Raw genomic sequence first — 23,666 nt, 5'->3', positions numbered from 1 at the left:
ACGAGGCGGGCCAGCGCACGGCTTCGGCCGCCGTGTTCGCGCTCGCGGCGGCGTGCTCGCTTGTCGTTGCAGCCGGCGGACTGGCTTTCGCACCGCTGCTGTTCGCCGCACTCAACGTTCCCGCATCATCCTTCGGCGACGCGGTTTCCTACACGGCGATCGTCTGCTCGGGGTCGGTTTTCACATTCGGATACAACGCCGCCTGCTCGCTTTTGCGGGGCGTCGGCGATTCACGTGGCCCCCTCGCCTTCGTCGCTGCGGCCACGGTGGCGAACATCGTGCTCGATCTCGCGTTCGTCATGGGATTGGGCTGGGGTGTTGCGGGGGCGGCCTGCGCTACGGTGATCGCGCAGGCGCTTTCCTGCGTGCTAGCTGCAAGGTATCTGATCAGACGGTACCCGAGTGCCCGTCCGCGCTTCGAGAGCGTCCACGTGCTTTTCTCCGAACTTGCGGCCGTACTCGGGGTCGGAATCCCGTCGGCGCTCCAGATGGTTGTGGTGAACGTATCCTACCTGCTCGTAACGGGCATGCTGAACGCTTACGGCACCGAGGTGGCGGCCGCTTCGGGTATCGGGCTCAAGATCAGCACCTTGTCGGGGTTGCCATGTTGGGCGATCGGTCAGGCGGTCACGGCGATGACGAGCCAGAACGCCGGCGCTCGAAAACCCGGTCGCATGCGCGAGGCCGTCCTGGCAAGCTGCGGCGTCTCGGTGGCGGTAATCGCCGTGATCGCGATCGCCACGCAGGTGTTCGCCTGCGACCTTGCCCGGTTGTTCGGTGCGTCGGATGCGGCAACTGTTGAAATCGCAGTGCTCTACCTGCGCATCACGTGTTCGTTCAATGCGGTATTCTACGCGCTTATGTACTGCTTCGATTCGTTTGCTCTTGGATCGGGCGCGCCGCGGCTGGCGCTGGTCAATTCGCTGTTCGATGCGGTTGTCATAAGGTTCGGTCTTGCATGGCTGCTCGGTTGGGCGCTTGGGTTCGGGTTTGCAGGCATCTACGTTGCGCAAGCCCTTTCGCCTGTCATCCCGACGCTCATCGGCGTGACGTACTTCCTGCGAGGGACATGGGCGAAGGAGGCGCGATAACGAACGGCAGGCGGATGCTGCGGATCTCGCCCGCCTTTGCGCGGCAATGTTTCACGTGAAACATTTGTTCGTATTTTGGTATACTGTGATGAGTGTTCGAAATTCGGACGGCGATCGGAGTTGTCATGCGAATGCAAAGCGAAAGCCGGCCTATAGCGTCTGCCGTCCAAGGCGATGGAGCAATGAGCAAGGGAGAACCTGCGATGTCTACCGATTTGATAACCATACCTGGCGTCGGGCCGAACATGAAGGCGCGCCTGCAAGCCATCGGCATTTCATGCGTGGAGGATCTTGCGGGAGCCGATCCCGAGGAGCTGTATGCTCGCGACTGCATGGTGAGCGGGGGAGATGTTGACCGGTGCTGCCTGTATGTGTATCGGGAGGCCGTCTATTTTGCCGAGACCGAACAGCCCGATCCCGAGAAGCTCCAATGGTGGGCGTGGAAGGACTGATGGTCTTGCCGTTCAGTTGATGCTTTTCTTGCCATGGGCCGCGAGGATGTCGTTGAGTTCGTCTTCGACGATATCGAGAAGAACCTGCTTCGATGCGATGCCGACTTTTTGATAGATATGTTTGACATGGGTTTTTGCCGTCGTGCTTGAAATTACGAGCGCTTCGGCGATGTATGTGGCACTACGGCCCCTTGCGAGCAGCGCAAGCACTTCGCCCTCTCGCTTTGTCAGCTTGTATTGCTTTGACATGCTCTCGCATGCAAGGCTGAGCGCCGTCTCGGAATCGATGGCGGGCTCTTCTTTGCCTCGGGGCGAAACAGGCTCTTGACGCCCCATCTTGAAAAAGTGCATGACGCTCAACACGATAAGGGCGAACAGGGTGGCGACGATCATGGTCGTGCCGATCCAGTCGGCGTCACCCTTTGCAAGGTCTCTCATGATGCCGAGCCCCACGACGACGCCGAGTTTTTTTGCGAGAAAAAGCGATGCGCAGGCGAAGAGGGCGGTGCGTTTGAATCGGTAAACGAAAGGGATTATCCATGCGAGGAAAAGCACGGCAACGTAGGTGATGTTGAGAGGGATCACCGAAAGGGCGATTAGGGCACCGCTTAAGAGCGAAGCAACGTAGAGGGTCGCAAGAGCGATGGGGAGAACGAGCAGGCGAACAGAGTCGACGGCTGCGATACCTTGGAGAGAGTTTCTCGCGAGAAGCAGCAGGTTCCCCGCAAGAATTGCACCAACGCCCGCGCAAATTTGGATAATCGTCGAGGCCGACTCGCCGTCCTGGGCTTGCAGCCACTGCAAGTGTATCGCGGAAACGATGAATGAGAAAAGCGCTATGGTAAGGCATAGTTGCCAAAGTGGAATCCTGTAGGATCCAGGGTTGCTGCTGCGTGCGAGGGGCGCGGCTTCGGACGGAGCGTCATCGAATTCGGCGCGCTCGTTTTCGGGAAGAGTCTCCAGCCATTCGTCCGATGCGCGCTGTTTGCGCACTGCCAAAACCAGGCATGCGCATGAAGCGGGAGTGAGGAGCAGGATCAGCGCGCTTGCGACTTCAAACGATACGAAGGGAATGGCTATTTGAATTGTTCCAGCGATGATGATTCCTATTACGAGTGCTTGTATTGCGGCTCGCAGCTTTGCTCCCAGAAAGAAGCTCGCAAAGGCGATGAAAAGGATATATGACGATTCGAGAACGGTCCTCTGCACGATGGTGAAGAGGTGATCGTGAACCGGATGCAGCGTTGCCGATATCTGCATGGCGAAGCCGATGGTTTGCAGTAAGGCTATGGCGACAAGCATCCATGTGCTTTCATGTGGTTTGAAGTTGGGCTTTTTGGAGAGCAGGATCAGCGCGGAAAACACGGCCGTAAGGGAAACGATTTTGATAAGAAGCACATCGAGGGCGCCTTCGTCGGAAATGCGCCATAAGGCACTGTACCTCAACGCTTCGGTTGAGGCGATGCAAAGACCGAGGCCTATGCTGGCCAGCGCAAAGCTGTCCTTGTCAAGAGCCCTCTCGATCCTTTGCGTATCGTTTCCCATGCTGTAGCACCCAGGTTCTATCAACTGCCGTTGCGATCAAGTATAGCAAAGCGAAACCGACGCCTTAGACGTCGGCCGATTGAGGCTGGATGGCGCAGGTCCATCCAGCCTCATAAGAAGAAGCGTTTACGAATCGAGTTTCTCTACCGCGTTTGTTCCAGCCAGTCGTCCCGACGTAAAAGCCCATCCGAGCGCTACTCCGCCGTATTGGGCGTAAGGCTCGAGATTCGTGTAGAGTACGCCTCCGCTGTCATTTCCGCACGCGTACAGGCCGCCGATTGGCGTGCTGCCATCGGTTTTAAGAACGTTGAGGTTCGTATCGACATCGAGTGCGGCGATCGTTGCGTAGGGCGTTGCATCCGCTTTGATCGCATAGTAGGGGCCGTAATTGATCTGTGAGATAAGGGTTTTCTCGCTTTTGTCGAACTCTTCGTCCTTGCCGTTCTTGCAGTAACCTTCGTATCGTTCAACCTGCGCCACGAAGGCATCGGCGGGAACTCCTATTTTCTCCGCGAGTTCCTCGAGCGTATCGGCTTTGAATGCGTACCCTTTGTTTTCGGCGGCTTCCAGAACTTCGTAGATTTGCGGGATGGGCGTTGCCTGAGGGTATCCGCCTTGGCCGAATACTTTTGTGGAACTTTGGAATTTGCCATCTTCGCCGGGATATCCGTTTTGGGCGAGTCCGTCTACATAATCGCTTCCGTATATGGTGAACCAGCTTGGGCCTCCGGCCCAGAATGCGAACGTACCGCTTTCGTTGTAGTGACGGATGCCGTCCGTGCCCACCTGCAGCGCATTTCCGTTGATTCCCATCATCATGGGAATGTCATTGAGCGACCAGGTATTTTGTTCGAGCATTCGCTCTTCGAGGCCATCGCGGTAATAGCATGGGTACTCGGTGAGGTAGTCGGATGTGGTCTTGAAGTGAATGCAGGGGGACATATCGATATTGTAGGTTCCCGCCCCTTGCTGGATGGCGGAGTCGATCATCTGCCCTTTGTTCTGATACATGCCCCAAAGGTGCCACCGTGCGGCGAGGGGGTACTCGGGGCTTTGCAGGTATTTTTCAAGCATGTCGCCATTGCCGCCGAATCCGCCGGTGCACAAGATGACGGCTTTGGCATTGATTATGTATTCTGTTCCGTCAACGTTGCTGCGGGCCTTTACCCCCTTTACCGAGCTCCCCGAATCGTCAAGGATGAGCTCGTATGCCTGCGTCTCAAGAAGATACTCGCCGCCGAGCGCTTCGAAGTCGGCAATGATGCGGTCGTAGTATTGCCCCACTGAGGTGGATCGGTCGCCGAAGGTGTAATCAGGGTATTCGGCTGCGTAATCCTTTCCTTCGTCTTGGTTCGAGAGATAGATGTATTGCTGCTTGCACAGCCATGTGCTGGTGCCGAAACCCTTCTTGGCATTGCTGAACACGAATCCATGGTCGAATTGGAGCCAGTCGACCGTTTTCCCCGATTCGTCCATAAGGAGCTTTACGCATTCTGGTTTGCAGGGCGTGCCTTTCGAGTAGTTCGCCATCCAGTCGTCATACAGGCTGTCGTAATCGCACCACGCTTCGCCGTTGTTGTATTTCTCGATATAGCGAGGGGCGTTTATGCTGAAGGGCTCTCCCGCATTCGAGGCGGTGCCGCCGTATTTGCCTGCCGTTTCTATTGCCAAGACGCTGACCTCTTTGCCTGCTTGGACCATCGCTTCGGCTGCAGCCATCGCCGCCGAGGAGCCTGCCCCGCCGAGTCCGCATACGACGATGTCGTAGTCGAGCGTTTTCTCGTCGGATGACTGCTCGAGCGGTTTATAGAAGTTATGAATAGCTGTACCGTTCGATCCGCCTGCGGCAAGGGCTTTGACGAGTGCGCGTTCCGTAGCCGTTTTGATGCCCGCGCTTACGCTCGTTGCGCCGGTGATCGAGTCGATCGTAACGGATTGCGTTTCGATCATGCGGGGGATGAGAAGGTCTTCGGCTGCCTTCATAATGAGGGGCTCTTCTCGGTTAAGCTTCTTGTCGATAACTTCGATGCTTTTGAAGCTTGATTCGTCGACTTCGATTTTAACCCGTACGGGTTCGATCCAGTCGAATCCGTACGCTTCGCCGACGTAGATCCCCGGCTTCATCGCCACATCCCCGGTCTCTTCTAGGAGGCCTGCTTGCTGGAGGCATTCCTCTGCGGCTCTGAAAATCGCTCTGCTTGTCGTCGTTGCTCCGGAAACCGAATCGATGCCATCGAGGCTGCCTGCCTCGGCGATTTTCTCGGAGAGGATCTGTGCCGCCTTCCCTCCCTTTTCCGGCGTTTCTCCCATGTCGGCGATGTCTGCTTTGGCGATTCTTCCATCTTCGATGGTCAGTTTCACGGTAACGTCGCCGTGGAATCCCTTGGACGAAGCGCTGAATGTCCCGCTTTCTCCCCGAGCTGTTTCGCTGTCAGTCGAGCAGCCGCTGAGGATACCGCCTGCGGTGGCCATGCCGGCTCCGACGGCAAGGCTCAATGCCGTACCTTTCAAAAAACTTCGCCTGTTGATGTTCGTTGTCATACACCCTCCTTGTCAATGAATCCGAAGAAACAAGGCGAGTCTAGAAAACGCCGCAGAAAGCGTCGTCCTCACAAAAGGAGGATATTGATATAGTTCCAGTTCAAGAAGCTAAATCCCGCGCACTTCGACGTTTGGGACGATTTCTTGGAGCGATGTCGAAAAGCTTCTCAGCTCCTCGGGCGAATAGCCGTGCAAAATGTTTTCGCCTGCAAGCACGGTATCCGAATCGACGAAACCCTGGAGAAACCATGCGGGCGTGCCCTCTATCCATCGGGCGAGTTCGCGCAGGCGTGCTTCATTATGGTATTCGCGCACGACGGTGGTTCGAAATTCGAACGGCACGGTCCCCGAAAGCAAGTAGGCGACGCTCTGTGCGACGGGCGAAACGTCGAAGCCAGGCCTGCCAACGGTCTCGGCGTAGCATGCAGGAGCATTCTTGACGTCCATGGCAACGCAATCGACCAGATTCGCCTCGACAAGCTCCGCCAATCGATTCGGAAAGCTCCCGTTCGTATCGAGCTTGATTGCGAACCCGCGTTGCTTGATGGCTTCGCAGAATGCGGCGATGTCGGGCTGCAGCAGGGGTTCTCCTCCCGTGATGCAGACGCCGTCGAGCAAGCCTTGGCGCTTATCGAGAAAAGAGAAGAACTCCTCTTCGGAGACATTGGGAAAATCCGCTTCCGATCCTTTGCCGCAGCCGATCACGAGTTCGGCGTTGTGGCAGAACGGGCAGCGGAAGTTGCATCCGGGGAGAAACACCGTCGCGGCCGTCTTTCCCGGATAATCGAGAAGGGTGAGTTTTTGAAGTCCTGCAAGTTTCATAATCCCTCGATTGTAGCACCGCCCGCCCGTTTTCGCTCCCGGTGCCGACACCGACTTCGGGGGCGGCACGCCCAGTTGCCTTCCGGTGCCCGCCGGCTTACCTGCGGCGCCTGTGGGAGCGCAGGTCGGATCGCCTGCCCCCTTAGCGCTCGCCCATGCATTCACCAACGAGATCGATAAGTTCTTGCTTCGAATGAATCCCCATTTTTCTGTACAGGCTCTTGACGTGGGTCTGTGCCGTGCTAGTCGAAATGTACATCGTTTCAGCAACTTTTTTGAGGCTGTTTCCTTGAGAAAACTCCAGCATGACTTCGGCTTCGCGTGCGGTAAGGCCGTGCTCTTCTGCGAGGGCCGTACATGCGGCTTCGCGTGAAAGACGGTTTGCCGTCGGTAGCTCGGCAAGCTTTCTGTTGGCCAAGAGGGCGAGGAAGACGATGGTGCTCGCCACAAGTATAAATGCAATCAAAAGCGCGAAGGCGGGAAGATAGGTTGCAATGGGCAGGTCGATCGTTCTTGCTATTTCGGGCGCAACGAAGTAGCTGCAAAATCCAGAGACGCATTCAACGAGCACGAAAAGCGATCCGACGACCGATACGAGCGAGAGTCGTTTTTCTCTTACAGCGAGGATGAGGGCAACCCAAAGGAAGAAGGATACAAAAGTGCGTCCCGAAATAGCCACTCCGCTTGCTAGCTCGGGCATGGCCGGATAAAGGGCGCCAATAAGGAACAGGCCGCAGAAAAAGACCAGCGCGACGAGTGTCCAAAGCCAGAAGAGAAGAGGCCTGCCCGTATCGGCTCTGTAGGCAATGCAGACGATGATGAGCGATAGGGCAAGCGATATTGCCCGTCTTGAATACGTTCCTTGCTCGGGCGAATAAGAGATTGTTCCGAAGTAAAGGAACCCCCTTATTATGGCGCCGATTACGAGAAAGGCGATCAGGAGAATGACGAGGCCGGACAGCGCACTCCTTACGGACCCTTGAGCGTTTTGCGAATAGTCGGGCCTCGTGCGAGGTGGCTGGTAGGCGGTATATGCAGCTCCTGAGACCATCCAGGAAAGAAACGGCAAAGCAAGGGAAACGGGATTGGGAAGGAGACTTGTCAGCGACAGGATAAAGCTTAAAAAAAACGACATGGCGATGTTGAGGAACATGTTGCGTTCGCGAGATCTTGCCGCTTCAAGGGACCATGCAAACGTAATGACGACAAAACCCGATGCCGATAGGAAGGTTCCAGCGAATGAAAAGCCCCAAGGCAGATCGAAGAGGCCGCAAAAATAGCTAAGCGAAATGCCGGCGGACGCTAAAACGCCAAATCCGAAAACGACAATCCGCTTGGACCCGAGTATCCTATCGACAATCGAATTTCTGAGAAGGCAAGCGCTGCATACGACAGCTACAAGTCCAAGGAACAGCAGGTATTCAACATCGAATTGTGCGTTGCCGCCGTTTTCGGCGAAAACTAGCCCGAAGAAGCTGTTTCGAAAAGCCGGCCAATAACATGCGAGCCCTATGATGAACAGCCAATCGTTGGCGCTTGGCATTCGAAGTACTCTTTTGGTCAATACTCCCCCTGTTGCATCGATGTTGAGTCGATGCAACGGATTATACATCAGGGCTCCCGGCTTGGGCTTTCTGCGCTGCGGCAAAACAGTGGCATGGGCTCCCATATGCGAAAAATACCCTGTTTTATGGTCATGCAAGAAGCCGCTTCGCGTTTTTTACGCGAAGCGGCGCAGAGGCTTGGATGGGATCCTTTTACCACGCTGTGCGCTCGTTCAGCTGATAGGCAATGCATGAATAAGGAAAGGGGTATGCAATGAGCATAGACAGACGCGGTTTTTTGAAAGGCGGATTGGCGTTGGGGGCTGCTGCTGCGCTTGGAGGAAGTTTGGCGGGGTGCGCTTCAGCTCCGGCGGGCGAAGCGAAGGCGCAGGATGGCGTTGAGTATCCTGCGGGAACAACCGCCGACGACTTCGAGAACTCAAGTGCTGTGGCCGAGCCGATAACGGAATTCGTAGAGGAGAAAACCTATGATATCGTTGTGGTAGGGGCCGGTACTTCGGGATTGCCCGCCGTCCTAACGGCAATCGAGGAGGGCGCAACCGTCGCGTGCCTCCAGAAGGAATCCACGGCGATTTCTCAAGGCAACGGTTCTTCGGGTGTCATTCTTGACGAAACGACCGACATGGGTTTGCTTCGTTGGGTGCAGGGCTATCGAGAGGCATGCAGCTACCGTGTGAACCTCGACCTCGTGAATTTCTTTGCACGGCATTCCGGGGAGACGGCAATGTGGATGGCGCGTATGGGGAAAGAGGCTGGATACCCCCCTTACGAGTCGAAGCTCACAAGAACCGAAACGGCTGATGGAAGCTATGTGACCACCATGCGCAACGCCTTTGGCGTTAAGCCTGAAAACAATGGCAATTTAATCAAGGCCCTTGCAGAGTACGCGGAAGGAAAGGGCGCCGAATTTTTCTACAGCACACCAGGCGTCCAACTCGTTAAAGATGGCGAACGGGTGACGGCTGTAATCGGCGAAAGCCCAGACGGCTATGTCAAGTTCAATGCGAATAAAGCCGTTATTCTGGCTACGGGCGACTACCAGAACAACGATAGCATGCTTGCGAAGTACGCACCCGATCTCGTTCGCTTTACGAAAAAACAGATGAATAAGACGGGGGACGGGATCCTCATGGCAATGGCTGTTGGCGCTACGATGACGCCGGTTGGCCACAGCAAGCAGATGCACGATATGGATGCGGCTCCAATGGCGATGACGGGGATTCCATTCCTTGCAGTCGACGAGCAGGGCGAGCGTTTCATGAACGAGGAAATTCCCATGCACTATTGGGATGCCACCCTTCGGTATTCAGATGCGGATGACCCGGGCAAATTCTGCCGCATTTTCGACAATAACTATTTTGCCACCGCCAAAGAGTGGGGGTATGCTCCGTCACCGGTCGAAGTAATGGAAAACTACATTCCGGGCGCTGTCGAGAATCCCACAGGCGTTATGAAGGATCTCATCGATACGCATCGATGCGATACGCTCGACGAGCTGGCTGGGGAGCTTGGAATACCGGCAGATGCACTGAAGAAAACCGTCGAGCGCTACAATCACCTTTGCGAAACCGGCTTCGATGAGGATTTCGGCAAGCAGAGTAAGTTCATGGTTCCGATCGTCGAGCCTCCGTTTTGGGGGATTCATCAGTGGATTAGACTTACTGCCATGGGAGGCGGAATCGCCGTCGACAAGAACTACCAAGTGGTCGATCAAGCCGGCACGCCGATTCCCGGCTTGTATGCGGTGGGCTTCGGTGCCGGCGACATATGCGGAGACGTCGACTGGTCGCTCTACCTGGGCGGCATGTCCTGTGGATCGTGCATGACTTCTGGCCGCTACGCGACCATTCATGCCTTGACGGGCGACCTGGTGCCAAGCAGCCCGTCGGGCGACTGGGAAGGGTTCCGCGCCGAGTTCGTCGATGTCGATTAGGGATCTGACGTTTGATCTCGCCTAGATCCTGTAAGAGCAGGATGTCCTGAGAGAGGAGTTGGGCTGCGACCCAAAACTTGGACGGGTCAAAAAAACTAGGCAGCTAAGGACTGATTCCGGAACTCCTCCGGGGTCAGTCCTTTCGGTTTAACCTGCCCTCCTTAGCGCTCGCCCATGCATTTGCTGGCAGGATTATCTCTTATATGTAAGATGATTTCCGATGCTTCCTCAAACAAGGGTTGAAGGTAGGCGTTTGCGTGCGATGGGATGCTGGGTGGCGGAAGCGTCGTTGTGGGTGTGCGGGCCTGGCGAAGCGTTGCGAAAGATGCGTTTAGCGGACTGCCCGCGTATGTTGACGCTATGTTGATAAAACTACATAGCAATTACGGAAAGTACAACATATAGTTGCCACCTGCGTAAAAGAATCTAGATATGGTGAGGTTTCCGTTGACTTGCGGGGAGTGCGGGACTAGGATACTGGTACTTCGAACAGCAATCGCATCAGAATATCAAAGGAGCAGATCTATGTATCAGGTGAGGAAACGTGACGGCAAAATCGCTGACTTCGACATTGCGAAGATTTCGGAGGCGATTGCCAAAGCGTTCGACGCGTTGGATAAGCAGTACCATCCTTCCACCATCGATTTGCTCGCGCTCAACGTAACCGCTCATTTCGAGCCGAAGATCGAAAAAGGCATCATCGATGTCGAGGCCATCCAAGACAGCGTCGAGGAAGTGCTTTCAACGGCCGGGTACGCCGATGTTGCCAAGGCCTACATTCTGTATCGGCAGCAGCGCGAAAAGGTGCGCAACGCGAACGCCACGCTGCTCGACTACAAGGCCATCGTCGACAGCTACGTCAACGTCGAAGACTGGCGTGTGAAGGAAAACTCCACCGTCACCTATTCCGTCGGCGGGCTGATCCTGTCCAATTCGGGTGCGATCACGGCCAATTACTGGCTCTCCGAAATCTACGATCGCGAAATCGCCGAGGCGCATCGCTGCGCCGACATCCATCTGCACGATCTGTCGATGCTCACGGGCTACTGCGCAGGCTGGTCGCTCAAGCAGCTTATCCAGGAAGGGCTTGGCGGCGTGTCCGGCAAGATCACATCGAAGCCCGCAAGCCACCTTTCGAGCCTGTGCAACCAGATGGTCAACTTCCTCGGCATCATGCAGAACGAGTGGGCCGGCGCCCAGGCGTTTTCGAGTTTCGATACGTACCTCGCTCCGTTCGTGAAGGCCGATGGTCTCACGTACGAAGAAACCAAGCAGTGCATCGAGTCGTTCGTGTTCGGCGTGAACACTCCGAGCCGCTGGGGCACCCAAGCGCCGTTCTCGAACATCACGCTCGATTGGACCGTGCCTGCCGATATGAAGGATGTGCCCGCCATCGTGGGCGGCAAGGACATGGATTTCACCTACGGCGATTGCAAACCCGAGATGGATATGGTGAACAAGGCGTTCATCGAGATCATGATCGAGGGCGATGCGAACGGCCGCGGATTCCAGTATCCGATTCCCACCTATTCGATCACGAACGATTTCGATTGGTCCGAGACGGAGAACAATCGCTTGCTGTTCGAGATGACTTCGAAATACGGTACTCCGTACTTCTCGAACTACATCAATTCCGATATGGAACCCTCCGACGTGCGTTCGATGTGCTGCCGCCTGCGTCTCGATCTGCGCGAGTTGCGCAAGAAATCGGGCGGCTTCTTCGGAAGCGGCGAATCGACCGGATCGATCGGCGTCGTGACCATCAACATGCCGCGCGTCGCCTATCAGGCAACCGACGAAGCCGATTTCTACAAGCGTCTCGATCACCTCATGGATCTTTCGGCGCGTTCGCTTAAGACGAAGCGCACCGTTATCACGAAGCTTCTCGATGCGGGGCTCTACCCCTACACCAAGCGCTACCTCGGCACGTTCGAGAACCACTTCTCGACGATCGGGCTTGTGGGTATGAACGAGGCGTGCATGAATGCGAAGTGGCTGCGTGCCGACATGACGCAGAAATCCGCTCAGGAATTCACGAAGAACGTGCTCAACCACATGCGCGACCGCCTCTCTGATTATCAGGAACAGTACGGCGATCTGTACAACCTCGAGGCGACGCCTGCCGAAAGTACCACCTATCGTTTCGCCAAGCATGACAAGGAGCAGTTCCCCGATATCATCACCGCGAACGAGAACGGCAAGCCGTACTACACGAATTCGTCTCACCTGCCCGTAGGCTATACCGAGGATATTTTCAGCGCGCTCGACGTTCAGGACGAGCTGCAGACGCTCTACACCTCGGGCACGGTGTTCCACGCGTTTCTTGGCGAGAAGCTGCCCGATTGGAGAGCTGCGGCGAACCTGGTGCGCAAGATTGCCGAAAACTACAAGCTGCCGTATTACACCATGTCGCCTACCTATTCGGTGTGCAAGAACCACGGATACATTGCCGGCGAGGTATACGAGTGCCCGTGCTGCCACGAAGAGACGGAGGTGTACAGCCGCATCACCGGTTACTACCGCCCGGTCAAGAACTGGAACGACGGCAAATCGCAGGAATTCGAGGATCGCGTGGTCTATAACATCGGTACGTCGAAACTCGTGAAGGGCGATGCCGAAGCGGCCGCGAAGGCTGCGGCAAGCGGGGCGGCTGCGGTGTCCGAGCGCGGAGGCGAAGCAGTTGCCGTGCCCGCAGGCGGCGCTGTTGCGGCTGGCGAAGCGGCCGTAGTCGAATCGACGACCCTTCCCGCGGGCATCTACATGGTTGCCACTAAGACGTGCGCGAACTGCAAGCATGCCGAGCAGCTTATGGACGAGGCGGGCATTGCGTTCGAGAAGATATTCGCCGAAGAGAACCCCGAGCTCGCACGCCGCTACAACATCATGCAGGCGCCTACGCTGCTCGAAGTAAGCGGCGACGGCACGGCTGCCGTCGTGCGCGGTGCAGCCGCCGTATTCCAGGAAATCCCGAACCTGAAGGTGCTTGCATAGCCGCAGGTCCCTTTCATCGACGGGGGGGGGTTCTCGAAGCGTACATGCTTCGAGAACCCCCCCGTTCGGCGCGATGGCCGGTCTTTCTCCTAGTCCTCTAGATACGTAAGCTTCGTCCCGACGATGCGTTCGACCGACTCGTTGATGCGCGATTCAGCGATGCGCCCGTCGTTGACCGCATCGATTACGCCCTGGTAGGCGGCGGGGAATTCGGAGGGCATGAGCACTATGTCGACACCCGCTTCGATTGCGGCGACACCTGCCTGGTCGGCCGTGCAGAACTCGCCGATAGCCCCCATTTCCATGGCATCGGTGATGATGATGCCCGTGTAGCCGAGTTCGTTGCGCAAAAGATCGGTAACGACGGCCGAATTGATGGATGCGGGCGCGTCGGTGCCCAGCGCTGTTGGAAGCGAGAGGTGTCCGACCATGACGAACGGCACGTCTGCTGCAATGGCCGCCTCGAAGGGCTTGAGCTCCCATGCGCGCAGTTCGTCGAGCGTCTTGTTCGATACGATGGCCCCCTCGTGACTGTCTCCCATGACTCCGCCGATGCCGGGGAAGTGCTTGGCGCAGCAGAGGATCCCTGCGCTTCCGAAGCCTTCGACCTGCGCCTGCACCATGCTGGCTACGAGGTCGGGATCGGTGCCGAACGAACGCTGCGCCATGACATCGGTCTGCGGATCCCCGCATATATCGGAATCAGGTGCGAAATCGAGGTTGAAGCCAAGCTCGATTAAATACGACCCGATGGTCGTTGCCGCCTCGCAGGCCTGCGAGGCATCGCCCGTCGCCCCGATTGCCGCCATATCGCCCGCGTCCTCAACGTCGAAGCCAGGATTTCCCGCGATGCGCCTGACGGTACCGCCCTCTTCGTCGACGGCTATGAAGAGGGGAAGCCCCGTCGCCTCCTTCGCGTAGGCTTGGGTATTGGCGATCATGGTTTTGGTTTGGTCGGGGTCGATGAGGTTTTTCTGGAAGTAGACGATGCCGCCAACCGGGTAGGCGCCAAGCGCGCTTTCGGTTGCCGGGCCCGCCTGGGTCGCCGTGTCTACTCCCGTGATCATTTCGGGGGTTACGATGAACATCTGCGCGGCTTTCTCCTCGAGCGTCATGGCGGAAACGATTTCGGCGACCTGGTCTTCAAGAGTCGGTTCAGGCTCAGGCTCGGGGGCGCTCGGTGTCGCTTCGGGCTCGGGTTTCTTCGGAGCCTCGGTTTTCGCGCTGGGAGAATCGCTCGACCCACCGATGCCGTCGGGGACGGTTGCGGGGGAGCAGCCGGCGAAAATCGCAAGGCAGGCAAGGAGCATGCCGAGTGCGAACAGGGGGATGCGGGAGCGTTTGAGTCTCGTTTCCCGTGCGATAGCAGTGGCGCGCATGCGAAAGAGCCGCCTTTCTTCTGGGTTTCCACGAAATGCGCGCTTTAGTATAGAGCGCCGAAGCGGTCTCGCTCGATTTACGCGGCGTGATTCAAGCTATGGTTGCGCCACGCTGTCCTCGCCGTTTCGGGTCGTGCGCTCTTCTTGCCAACTCGCCCGACCCCGCTCTATCATCTTCGGCATCCAAGCCATGACGAGCAGGCAGATGGCAGCCAGAGCGATGCAGATTCCGAAAACGGACGGCGCCGAACCGATGCTGCTTGCTCCGACCGCTGCGCCGCACGCTGCCGTCCCGATGGTTCCGCCGAACCCGCGGAAGAACAGCGCCATCGATGTCGCCTTGCCGATGTTGTGCGGTTCGGCGCCCGTTTGGGCGGCGATGTTTCCGAGCGGCATGCTCATGCCGATGCCGAATCCGAAAACGGCGGATGAAACCGCTATCTGCACCACGCTTGTTTCGGCGTTGACGAAGCCGAGAGCCAGCGATCCGAGCCCCATGACCATGAAGGCGGTGCGGGAGAGCGCGCGCATGCGTCCGGTTTTGCCGAACAGCCTGCCGGAGGTGTTGCTGCCGATGATCAGGGCAAGCGTCATGGGGATCGTCGCGTAGGCGGATTCGGCGGAGCTTAAGCCGAGCACCTCTTGGGCGAAACGGGGGATGAACATGATTCCCGCGAGCAGGAGGAATTGCGCTCCGAAGCTGAGGACGAAGGATGCCGAAACCTGCTTGCGGGCAAACAGCCGCACGGGAACGATGGGCTTTTCCCTGTTCTTTTCAATCGCTACGAGCAGCGTTCCAAGCACTGCGGCGGCAACGAGGAGGCCGAAAAACGGAGCCGACCACCAGGTGAACAGGTCGCCCGTGAGGCTGAATGCAAGCACGAGCGGCACGACGGTTGCGGAGGCGAGGATCGAACCCCGCACATCGAGGCGCGATTCCGATCGGGCGCTTGTGCCGGGCAGAAACCTCGTCACGAGCACAAGCGCTGCGACGCTTATCGGAAGATTGACGAGGAATATCCAATGCCAGCCCACGGTGTCGGTTATGAGTCCGCCGACGAGCGGCCCCGCAACGCTTGCCAGGCCGTACATTGATGAGATCGCGCCCATGTACTTGCCGCGCTCGCGCGGTTCGAACAATTCGGCAATCGTGATGAACACGCCCGATTCCACGAATCCGCCTCCGATGCCTTGTACGGCGCGCATCGCCGCGAGCGCTTCGATCGAATTTGCCAAAGCGCATCCAAGCGAAGCTCCGGCGAAGACGAGGATGCCGATGACGAACATCTTCTTGTGGCCTATGCGCGCCGCGATGCCGCCGCAGAGCAGCGTGGCAATCGTGCAGGTGAGGAGGTAGGAGGTGAACGGCCACGTGTATCGGCCGAATCCAGAAAGCGCCGAGGCTATCTTGGGCATGGCGGTGCTCACCACCGTTGCATCGAGTGCTGCGATGAACAGGCTCAGCATCAGCCCTACGATGACGCCGGCCGATGCTCTTTTCGTTCGTTGATCCATTTGATCTCCAATCTACTTACTGTGAAAGTACTATCAGTGATAGTTAATGGGCAAAAACAAACCGGGCGAACCCGGTACGTTTTTCAGGAAGGCGATGCGCGGTGAAAGCGCGATCGTCGCGCGGCGGCTAATCCGCGGCGGCTTTCTTTCCGCCATCGTAGAATTCCCGCTCGTATTCTTCGAGCCAGTCGGCTACAAGCCGATATGTTCGCGCGCAGAGATCCATCGTCGCTCGGGCTTCGAGCCGATCGTAGTCGGGAATCATCCCCTCGACGCGCTCGGCGGTAGCACGGTGCGACTCGATAAGCTCGGCAATGAGCTCGCGGCCTTCGGTTTCGCCGATCCAACAGAGGTTCGCCGTAACGGGCAGAAACCCGTAGTCGACGCGTGCCGGCTGCGCAGCGGTTCTGTGCATGAGCTCGTGGAGGCGCTCTTTGCCCTTTTCGGTGATGGAGTAGATGGTCTTTTCGGGCATCTCGCCCTCCTTGACCACTTTGCCATCGGCGCATCCCTCTTCGTAGAGCCTGATGAGATTGCGGTACACCGAAGGGGGGCTGATGCGTATCCAGCGCCGCACGTTGCGGATATCCATTTCCTTGTCCATCTCGTAGGCGCTCATCGGGCGATCCATGAGCGCGCCGAGGATCATGAGTTCTATCGATTCGCTTGCCATTGCAGCCTCCTGTCGCAGCAAATACTATCACTGATAGTATTTGAGTCAAGCCCCTTTCTGATGTCCTTCCGATCTTCGCTATCGGCAACGGCTGGTTGCGAAATGCGCATAGCGAAAGCGGAAAAGTTAATTTTAGCTTCCATTTTGCCGCTACATGGTCTATGATACGGTTGTTAAATGGAGCTAACATCGTGAGGTGCATTGTTATGCAGGAGACCATGGCAGCAAACGGCAGCATGACGGCCGTACATGAATCGCCCAGCGTCGGCCGGGCTCAAATGCCTCTTTCGTTTTTGGGCAGAGGCCGATCAGCCACCATCGCCAAAGTGCGCGGCAAGGGAGATCTGCACCATCATCTCGAGAACCTCGGGTTCGTCGAAGGTGCCGAGGTTTCGGTGGTGTCCGAGATGGGGGGCAACCTGATCGTCGAGATCAAGGGTTCGCAGGTCGCTTTGAACAAGCAGGTCGCAACGCGCATCATCACGCAATAGCATGAAACATCCGGGGCTGCGGGTCGAACGGCGGGCGTTGGCTTGGCGGGCGGCAGATGGCTCCGGTCGAAAATACGGATGGCAAGAAAGGTAGGAAGCATGGCAGAAGCTGCTGGGGAAAAGACCCTGCGCGATGTGAAGATCGGCCAGTCGGCCGTCGTCCGCAAGCTTACGGGCGAAGGTGCTTTGAAGCGCCATATCATGGATATGGGCATCACGAAGGGTACCGATGTGTACGTTCGCAAAGTCGCACCTTTGGGCGACCCGATCGAGGTTACGGTACGGGGCTACGAACTTTCGCTTCGCAAGAGCGAAGCAGAGAGCATTCTCGTCAGCTAGGGTTGCGCCCGGCCGTTCGGTTCGGGCGAGGGCGGCATCGGGTCGCCGAGCGAGCTTTTCACAGCTGAGGCAACGGGCTGGAAGAGCATTTTTTTGGGATATGAGTTAGCAAAGGTTAACTTAAACGGGCGGGCAACCGCACGGCGGCGAAGGATCGCGCCGCATGAGAAGGAAAGGCAGAACATGGGAATTCGCATAGCGCTTGCCGGCAATCCGAATTGTGGCAAGACTACGATGTTCAACGACCTGACCGGTGCCAATCAGTACGTCGGCAACTGGCCGGGAGTGACCGTTGAGAAAAAGGAAGGCAAATACACACGCGACAAAGACGTGACCATCACGGACTTGCCGGGTGTCTATTCTCTTTCGCCGTATTCTCCCGAAGAGATCGTCACACGGGACTATCTGCTTGACGGACGCCCCGACGTGGTTATCAACCTCGTCGATGCGACGAACCTCGAGCGCAATCTGTACCTGACCACGCAGATTCTCGATCTGGGTCTTCCGGTGGTTATTGCGCTCAACATGATGGATCTGGTTAAGAAGAACGGCGACAAGATCGATGTCGCCAAGCTTTCCAGGACGCTTGGATGCCCTGTCGTCGAAACATCGGCGCTCAAGGGCACGGGCATGCAAGACCTGCTCGACACCGCTATCAAAGCGGGAAAGGCGGGCAAGCCCGCCGCTTCGGAATTGCGCTACGACGATTCGGTTGAGGCGGCGCTTTCTGAGATTTCGAGCATAATCGAAGGCAGAGTGCCCGCAGAGACGCTTCGCTGGTATGCGACCAAGCTGTTCGAAGGCGAGGAGCGAACCATCACGGGCCTCAAACTCTCTTCGTCCGATATCGAGGCGATCGGCGCCGTGCGCGATCGCGTCGAGGAAGCCGAGGACGATGATGCCGAAAGCATCATCACCTCCGAACGCTACGATTCGATCGTCGGACTTGTTTCGTCGGCGGTCAAGGTTTCCCGCAAGGGAATGAACACCACCCAGAAGGTTGACCGCGTCGTCACCAACCGCTGGCTGGGCCTGCCCATCTTCGCCGTTATCATGTTCCTTGTGTACTACCTGGCCATATCGGTCGGTACCGGCGTTGTCACCGACTGGGCGAACGACGGCATATCCGGAGACGGCTGGCTCTATACCGGTGGTGCAGCCTACGAAGAGGCCCTCGGCGTGTGGGAAGAGGAAGGGGTCGGCGAGGAACCCGATCCGGCTGAGTTCGGCCTGTTCGTTCCCGGATTGACCCCGGTCGTCTCCGATGCCCTTTCAGCGGTCGGCGCCGCGCCGTGGCTGCAGAGCCTCGTCGTGGACGGCATCATCGCCGGCGTCGGCGCCGTCATCGGCTTCATTCCGCAGATGATCATCCTGTTCTTGCTGCTCTCGATTCTCGAGGCCTGCGGATACATGGCGCGCGTCGCATTCATCATGGACCGCATCTTCCGCAAGTTCGGCCTATCGGGCAAGAGCTTCATCCCGATGCTCATCGCTTCGGGTTGCGGCGTGCCCGCCGTCATGGCCACGAAGACCATCGAGAACGAGAAAGACCGCCGCATGACCATCATGACGACGACGATGATTCCCTGCGGTGCCAAAATGCCCATTATCGCGCTCGTGTTCGGTGCTCTTGCCGGTGGCAACACCGAGACAACCTGGTGGATCGCTCCGATGTTCTACTTCCTCGGCGTAATCGCGATCATCATTTCGGGCATCATGCTCAAGAAAACCAAGATGTTCGCAGGCGAGGCGAGCCCGTTTGTCATGGAGCTTCCGCAGTACCATATCCCGGCTGCCAAGACTGTGCTTCTCGCCACATGGGAGCGCATCAAGAGCTACATCGTCAAAGCCGGTACCATCATCTTCCTGTCCACCATCGTAATCTGGTTCCTCATGAACTTCGGCGTGTACAACGGCCAGTTCGGCCTGCTCGATCCCGAGATGGACGGCTACATCCAGTACAGCCTCATGGCCGGCCTCGGCAACGGCCTTGCGTGGATCTTCGCGCCGCTCGGGTTCGGCAACTGGGAATCGACCGTCACCTCCGTCACCGGCCTCGTGGCGAAGGAGAACGTCGTGGCAACCGTAGGCATCCTGACGAGCCTTGGAGACGTGGGCGAGTCCGACCCGTCGATGTGGAGCGCGTTCGCCCTCATGCTCGGTGGCTCCGCTCCTGCGATCATCGCCTTCTGCGCGTTCAACCTGCTGTGCGCGCCGTGCTTCGCCGCCATCGGCACGATCCGTCGCCAGATGGAAAGCGCCAAGTGGACCTGGTTCGCCATCGGCTACATGACGGTGTTCGGCTGGGTCGTCGGATTGATGCTCTACCAGTTCGGCGGGCTTATCACCGGCGAGCTTGCGTTCAACGTGTGGACGGTCGTGGCGGCGGTGTGCCTGGTTGCGATTCTGTTCCAGCTGTTCCGTCCGATGCCGAACTACGACAAGAAGAACGCGAAGAAGCTTGCAGCCGAAGGCAGTGCGGCGTAAGGCAGCCGATGCCGGTGCAAAGACAGTTGCATCGCGTGTGCAATCACCGAAACACACCTGGCTCGCCCTTCGCTGCGGGCTGGGTCGACTGAACGAGAAAGGGGGCCTGCTATGCAGCCGATGATGCTTAACTTCCCGACCGCTATCATCACGTTGGCGATCATCGCGCTTGCGGTCCTCGCCGTACGCCGTATGGCGAGACGCGGGCTGTGCGATTGCCATGACGGCGAATGCTCTGGGCACGGATGCTCGGGGTGCGGCGCCGTCGATAAGATGGTCGCCGATATGGAACGTGCAGCCGACGCTCGCAAGTAGCGTGGAAGCGCTTTGGAGCGTGACGGTTGAAAGAAGGGTCGGAGACCAACGGATCTCCGACCCTTCTCGTTGCGGGAGGGCGAATGCGGAAAGAATCGATCAGGTGCGTTGCCGCGCTCGTCCGAAGTTGCGTATTCTAGGCGGCTGTCTCTTCCTTTGCGGCGTTTTGACCCGCAATCCGGCCCATTGTCATGGCGCACAGCACGGTGGCGCCGGCTGCGCAGTTCCATTCGCATGCGACGCCCGCTGCGTACAGTCCCGGCACGGTCGAGGTGGCAACGCCGTCTTGGTCGGGTGCCGTGAGCTTGAGCGCCTGGGCTTGCGTGTTCGTTTTGATGCCGCCCGTGGTTACCGAAGTGCTTACCGCGACTGTGGCGGCGTAGAACGGCCCTGTCATGGGGATGAGGAATTCAGCGGGGCGCCCGAAGTCTTCATCTTTGCCGGCTTCGCAGAAACCGTTGTACCGATCGACGGTCGCCTTTACGCTCGCCCTATCGAGGCCGACCAGCTCGGCGACCTCCTCTACCGTGTCGGCTTTCGCCCAATTCAGCTCGCGCACCGCGAGCACGGCTTCGAGTTCGGGAGTAGTCGGAAGGAGCACGACGACCGGCTTGCCCTGTTCGTTCTGCTTGCGAACGATGGCGCGATGCCCGGTCGGGTCCTCGTAAGGCGTCTCCTCGTTGAAGAACCGCTCTCCGTTCGCGTCGAGCCACAGGCCGTGCAGGCGCTCGGAGTAATTCAGGTTGACGATGGAGCCCGTTTCGAGCCCGGCGAGCGAACTCATGAGCGGCATGTCCGAAACCCGCGTCGTGTAGGCTCCGAAATCCATGGCCATGACCAGGCCGTCGCCGGTTACTCCGGGGCTCGAGCCGGGCAAGATGTTCGCGCACTCGGCGTTCAGCGCGGCGATCATGGCGGCGCTGCCCGAATGGCCGCCTGTGGCCAGAATCACGCCCTTGCGCGCCTTGATGGCGAGATCGCCTTTCTTCGACGAGGCGGCGATGCCGATGACCCGGCCGTTTTCGTCGGACAGAAGCTCCGTCGCTGCGGTTTCCGTCATCGTCGAAACGCCTGCATCCTCAGCGACCTGGGCGAGGACTCTGATCATTTCCGCTCCCTTGCCGTCGACTTGGTGGATGACCGGCAGCTCGGTGTAGCCGAATCGGGGTGCCACTTCGTCGACGAACGGCACGCCGATTTCCTGGAGCCAATCGATGGTTTCGCCGCTTTTGTCGGCGTACAGCCGTGCGATCTCGGCGTCTTTCGGCCCGTACCATTCGGGATGGCCCATGAACCAGCCGTACACTTCGTCGGCGGTGACCGACACTCCCTGGGCGGCGGCGAGCTTCGTGCCCCAGCCTCCGAGGATGCCGTCGCACAGCGTCGAATCACCGCCGATGATATTGGTCTTTTCGAGCATCAACACGCTTGCTCCGCCGTTTGCCGCCTCGATGGCCGCCGCATATCCGGCACCGCCCGTGCCGACTACTACCACGTCGACCTCTTCGTCCCACGTTTGCGCCGTCGTTGCGCCCTCGGTCGTCTCAGGCGAGCTGCATCCGGCTAAAAACGAAGATGCGGCGACGCCCATGGTGCCGACCAATGCGGCTCCGACGAATCCTCTGCGCGAGATCCTCTTTTCATCAAGCATGATTTTCCCTTTCCCTTGCTATCCCTTTTCGGACCTTCGTCCCGATCAAAGGGTAGGGGGCGTGTATAATAGGTGTCAATATCTAAAAAATTGATAATTAATGCTTGGATCTCTGTGCCCGCCACTTAGGGAATTCAGATAATAAAATACTAGTTCATCATTCATGTTGATAGGTTTTTCGCGACGGACGATTTGCTTGTAGGAAATAAATTATTCGAATATCAGTTTTTGATAGTATAAAAACATAGCGAAAAGAGGCCGGTCGATGACGAACGAAACCGTAGAGCAGATGATCGCCCTGCTGAAAACTCCCGAACTGTGCGACTTGAGGCGTTTGGCCGACGAGCATCCCTTGCCGTGGGCCGAGTTCGTCAAACTGAAAGAGCCGGCTGGCATCACGCAGGGCCAGGCATGGGACATTCTGAACACGCTTCGTCGCCAAACGGCTATCGAGCTGCCGTTTCGCGACGGCGAGGGCCGCTGCGGATGGTACTATCCGACGCGTTCGATAGAGGCGGACCTTGATGAAATCGACAAGCGGTGCCATGCGGGTTCGCTGCTCGATCTGGCGATCAAATCCCGCAATACGACTTACTTTCTCATCGAAGCCCACGTGGCCGATGCCATTACGATCGTGCAGGAAGACGGGCTGGCCATCGGATATGAAAAGGCGCGTGAGGTCCTCTTGGGCGAACGCGAACCCGAGAATTCGGGAGAGCGGCTTTTGCTGAACGGGCATCAGGCCATATGGGACCTCGACGACTACGCCGAAAGACCCTGCACGCCAGAGCTGATCTTCGAGATGTACGAAAAGATATCGAAGGGCGTCGACGATCAGACCACCCCCTCGCGGGTGCAGCAGTCGCTGAACTGGAAGCGAAAACGGCTCGACAGCTTGGCGGCGCTGTCGCTGGTTGCAAAACTGGTGGAAGAGAACAGGGAGGGATACGACGAACATCCTCTGTTGCTCGGAATGGCCGTTCGCCATATCGTCATGAGCACGCTGCCGCTGCCGTCGTGGAACGGCACCATGTATTCGCTGTTGATGAAGCTGCTGTTCAAGAAATCGCACCTGCCGGTGCTCGCCTTCGTTCCCCTCGTCAAGACGTGCCGGGAGTGGGAGAGCGGCATTCTCCGTCCCCCGAGCGTGATGGCTTCCCTTGCCGATTCGGAGGTGCTTATCGGCAACGAGGTCGACTACACGATCTACGTCGGCGTGATGGCGCATCTGGCTCGGCAAAGGCTCGACGAGGTCGAAAACGAGCTGAAGCGCGTTATCAAACGCGACGAGGCGTTCGTGCAGGCGCTGCGCGATGATGTCGAGATCAATCATAGGCAGCGAGCCGTTCTCCAGGTTGCGCTGAGCAATCCCGAGGCGGTCTTCAAAATCGAATCGCATCAGATGATGCACAAGGTTGCGTATGCGACGGCGCGGGCGGACCTTCTGAAGCTTGCGGAGCTCGGATTTTTGCGATGCGTGCGCTCGAGGCGCGCATTCGAGTTCCGCGTGACTCCCGGTCTTCGGCAGCTGCTCATGGACCACGCGAAAGACGAGGAATCCTAAGCGGCGGGATTGCGGGCAAGGGCGCCGCGCTTGCGGCGAGGTCGCATTGTGTCGTTGCGGCATGGGGTTCGCCGCCGCTGTCCTTTTTTGCGACTACGGAGCAACTCCGAGTTGTGGAGGAATTGTAAACCTAGGTAAACTTCTATTGCCTCTATCAATAAGTTAACTTATACTAACATCATGCCGAAGCGGAAGACGGAAAGCATGAGTCGGAAACGAGCACGCGAACCGCACCGCCAAGCATCTACCTCCTAAGCTTATCCGGGTGGTGGGGCTCCTCTCGTCTGGCTACCACCACATTTTGCGGCGGGG

General features: G+C 57.9%; 17 protein-coding genes. 9 read left to right on the top strand and 8 right to left on the bottom strand.

From position 1 onward, the window contains the following. Both C1719_RS12800 and C1719_RS12795 read left to right on the top strand, forming a co-directional pair. Positions 1–1,091, top strand: a 1,091-nt coding sequence (locus tag C1719_RS12800) for an MATE family efflux transporter (RefSeq protein WP_245874518.1), incomplete at its 5' end; no start/stop codon positions are given. A 182-nt stretch (positions 1,092–1,273) separates the two neighbouring features. Next, positions 1,274–1,543, top strand: a complete 270-nt coding sequence (locus C1719_RS12795) for a helix-hairpin-helix domain-containing protein (protein ID WP_219717866.1) — start codon at positions 1,274–1,276, stop codon at positions 1,541–1,543. Between the two features lie 12 nt (positions 1,544–1,555). Here C1719_RS12795 and C1719_RS12790 read toward each other — a convergent pair whose 3' ends face one another. The 4 genes from C1719_RS12790 to C1719_RS12775 all read right to left on the bottom strand — a co-directional run bounded on the left by C1719_RS12790 (position 1,556) and on the right by C1719_RS12775 (position 7,994). Next, positions 1,556–3,088: a helix-turn-helix transcriptional regulator gene (locus C1719_RS12790; RefSeq protein ID WP_102375461.1), complete on the bottom strand. Its 1,533-nt coding sequence runs from the start codon at positions 3,086–3,088 to the stop codon at positions 1,556–1,558. A gap of 126 nt (positions 3,089–3,214) precedes the next feature. Then, positions 3,215–5,629: an FAD-binding protein gene (locus C1719_RS12785; protein ID WP_102375460.1), complete on the bottom strand. Its 2,415-nt coding sequence runs from the start codon at positions 5,627–5,629 to the stop codon at positions 3,215–3,217. 108 nt (positions 5,630–5,737) lie between these two features. Further along, complete coding sequence (locus C1719_RS12780) at positions 5,738–6,451, bottom strand: anaerobic ribonucleoside-triphosphate reductase activating protein (RefSeq protein WP_102375459.1); 714 nt, start codon at positions 6,449–6,451, stop codon at positions 5,738–5,740. Positions 6,452–6,593: 142 nt separating this feature from the next. After that, on the bottom strand, positions 6,594–7,994 hold the full coding sequence (locus C1719_RS12775) for a helix-turn-helix transcriptional regulator (protein WP_180963596.1): 1,401 nt from the start codon (positions 7,992–7,994) through the stop codon (positions 6,594–6,596). A 275-nt stretch (positions 7,995–8,269) separates the two neighbouring features. Here C1719_RS12775 and C1719_RS12770 point away from each other — a divergent pair, with 275 nt between their 5' ends. Continuing rightward, positions 8,270–9,949 (top strand): FAD-dependent oxidoreductase, encoded by a 1,680-nt coding sequence (locus tag C1719_RS12770; protein ID WP_102375457.1) that lies wholly within the window; start codon positions 8,270–8,272, stop codon positions 9,947–9,949. A gap of 525 nt (positions 9,950–10,474) precedes the next feature. Beyond that, positions 10,475–12,940 carry a ribonucleoside triphosphate reductase gene (locus C1719_RS12765; protein WP_102375456.1) on the top strand — a complete coding sequence of 822 codons (2,466 nt, stop codon included), beginning with the start codon at positions 10,475–10,477 and terminating at the stop codon, positions 12,938–12,940. Positions 12,941–13,029: 89 nt separating this feature from the next. On the opposite strand, the gene C1719_RS12760 is transcribed toward C1719_RS12765, so the two are convergent. The 3 genes from C1719_RS12760 to C1719_RS12750 all read right to left on the bottom strand — a co-directional run bounded on the left by C1719_RS12760 (position 13,030) and on the right by C1719_RS12750 (position 16,507). After that, positions 13,030–14,319 carry a glycoside hydrolase family 3 protein gene (locus C1719_RS12760; protein ID WP_245874517.1) on the bottom strand — a complete coding sequence of 430 codons (1,290 nt, stop codon included), beginning with the start codon at positions 14,317–14,319 and terminating at the stop codon, positions 13,030–13,032. 96 nt (positions 14,320–14,415) lie between these two features. Continuing rightward, a complete protein-coding gene (locus C1719_RS12755) occupies positions 14,416–15,834 on the bottom strand; it encodes an MDR family MFS transporter (protein ID WP_102375455.1) in 1,419 nt (472 codons plus the stop codon). Positions 15,835–15,961: 127 nt separating this feature from the next. Then, the gene (locus C1719_RS12750) at positions 15,962–16,507 is read right to left on the bottom strand and encodes a PadR family transcriptional regulator (protein WP_102376075.1); all 546 of its coding nucleotides are present in this window, start codon (positions 16,505–16,507) and stop codon (positions 15,962–15,964) included. A 191-nt stretch (positions 16,508–16,698) separates the two neighbouring features. Here C1719_RS12750 and C1719_RS12745 point away from each other — a divergent pair, with 191 nt between their 5' ends. The 4 genes from C1719_RS12745 to C1719_RS12730 all read left to right on the top strand — a co-directional run bounded on the left by C1719_RS12745 (position 16,699) and on the right by C1719_RS12730 (position 20,139). Beyond that, entirely contained in the window at positions 16,699–16,998 is a 300-nt protein-coding gene (locus tag C1719_RS12745) for a FeoA family protein (protein WP_245874516.1), read from the top strand. A 99-nt stretch (positions 16,999–17,097) separates the two neighbouring features. After that, positions 17,098–17,337 carry a FeoA family protein gene (locus C1719_RS12740; RefSeq protein WP_102375454.1) on the top strand — a complete coding sequence of 80 codons (240 nt, stop codon included), beginning with the start codon at positions 17,098–17,100 and terminating at the stop codon, positions 17,335–17,337. A 183-nt stretch (positions 17,338–17,520) separates the two neighbouring features. After that, positions 17,521–19,824 carry a ferrous iron transporter B gene (gene feoB / locus C1719_RS12735; RefSeq protein ID WP_102375453.1) on the top strand — a complete coding sequence of 768 codons (2,304 nt, stop codon included), beginning with the start codon at positions 17,521–17,523 and terminating at the stop codon, positions 19,822–19,824. A gap of 111 nt (positions 19,825–19,935) precedes the next feature. After that, positions 19,936–20,139, top strand: a complete 204-nt coding sequence (locus C1719_RS12730) for a hypothetical protein (RefSeq protein WP_102375452.1) — start codon at positions 19,936–19,938, stop codon at positions 20,137–20,139. A 136-nt stretch (positions 20,140–20,275) separates the two neighbouring features. Here the strand turns inward: C1719_RS12730 and C1719_RS12725 are convergent, their stop codons facing one another. Continuing rightward, on the bottom strand, positions 20,276–21,790 hold the full coding sequence (locus C1719_RS12725; RefSeq protein ID WP_102375451.1) for an FAD-dependent oxidoreductase: 1,515 nt from the start codon (positions 21,788–21,790) through the stop codon (positions 20,276–20,278). A gap of 265 nt (positions 21,791–22,055) precedes the next feature. Between C1719_RS12725 and C1719_RS12720 the strand changes: the two genes are divergently transcribed. Beyond that, entirely contained in the window at positions 22,056–23,354 is a 1,299-nt protein-coding gene (locus C1719_RS12720) for a Fic family protein (protein WP_102375450.1), read from the top strand. Positions 23,355–23,666: the final 312 nt, after the last annotated feature.

This window comes from Raoultibacter massiliensis (assembly GCF_900199545.1).
Lineage (GTDB): Bacteria > Actinomycetota > Coriobacteriia > Coriobacteriales > Eggerthellaceae > Raoultibacter > Raoultibacter massiliensis.
This window is presented reverse-complemented; position numbering and strand designations above follow the sequence as displayed.

Bases quoted from the DNA above. Each gene is read 5' to 3' on its own strand.
- C1719_RS12760 (WP_245874517.1), bottom strand. From the start codon at position 14,319: ATGCGCGCCACTGCTATCGCACGGGAAACGAGACTCAAACGCTCCCGC.
- C1719_RS12780 (WP_102375459.1), bottom strand. From the start codon at position 6,451: ATGAAACTTGCAGGACTTCAAAAACTCACCCTTCTCGATTATCCGGGA.
- C1719_RS12765 (WP_102375456.1), top strand. From the start codon at position 10,475: ATGTATCAGGTGAGGAAACGTGACGGCAAAATCGCTGACTTCGACATT.
- C1719_RS12720 (WP_102375450.1), top strand. From the start codon at position 22,056: ATGACGAACGAAACCGTAGAGCAGATGATCGCCCTGCTGAAAACTCCC.
- C1719_RS12755 (WP_102375455.1), bottom strand. From the start codon at position 15,834: ATGGATCAACGAACGAAAAGAGCATCGGCCGGCGTCATCGTAGGGCTG.
- C1719_RS12750 (WP_102376075.1), bottom strand. From the start codon at position 16,507: ATGGCAAGCGAATCGATAGAACTCATGATCCTCGGCGCGCTCATGGAT.
- C1719_RS12775 (WP_180963596.1), bottom strand. From the start codon at position 7,994: ATGCCAAGCGCCAACGATTGGCTGTTCATCATAGGGCTCGCATGTTAT.
- C1719_RS12785 (WP_102375460.1), bottom strand. From the start codon at position 5,629: ATGACAACGAACATCAACAGGCGAAGTTTTTTGAAAGGTACGGCATTG.
- C1719_RS12725 (WP_102375451.1), bottom strand. From the start codon at position 21,790: ATGCTTGATGAAAAGAGGATCTCGCGCAGAGGATTCGTCGGAGCCGCA.
- C1719_RS12795 (WP_219717866.1), top strand. From the start codon at position 1,274: ATGAGCAAGGGAGAACCTGCGATGTCTACCGATTTGATAACCATACCT.
- C1719_RS12790 (WP_102375461.1), bottom strand. From the start codon at position 3,088: ATGGGAAACGATACGCAAAGGATCGAGAGGGCTCTTGACAAGGACAGC.
- C1719_RS12740 (WP_102375454.1), top strand. From the start codon at position 17,098: ATGGCAGAAGCTGCTGGGGAAAAGACCCTGCGCGATGTGAAGATCGGC.
- C1719_RS12770 (WP_102375457.1), top strand. From the start codon at position 8,270: ATGAGCATAGACAGACGCGGTTTTTTGAAAGGCGGATTGGCGTTGGGG.
- feoB (WP_102375453.1), top strand. From the start codon at position 17,521: ATGGGAATTCGCATAGCGCTTGCCGGCAATCCGAATTGTGGCAAGACT.
- C1719_RS12730 (WP_102375452.1), top strand. From the start codon at position 19,936: ATGCAGCCGATGATGCTTAACTTCCCGACCGCTATCATCACGTTGGCG.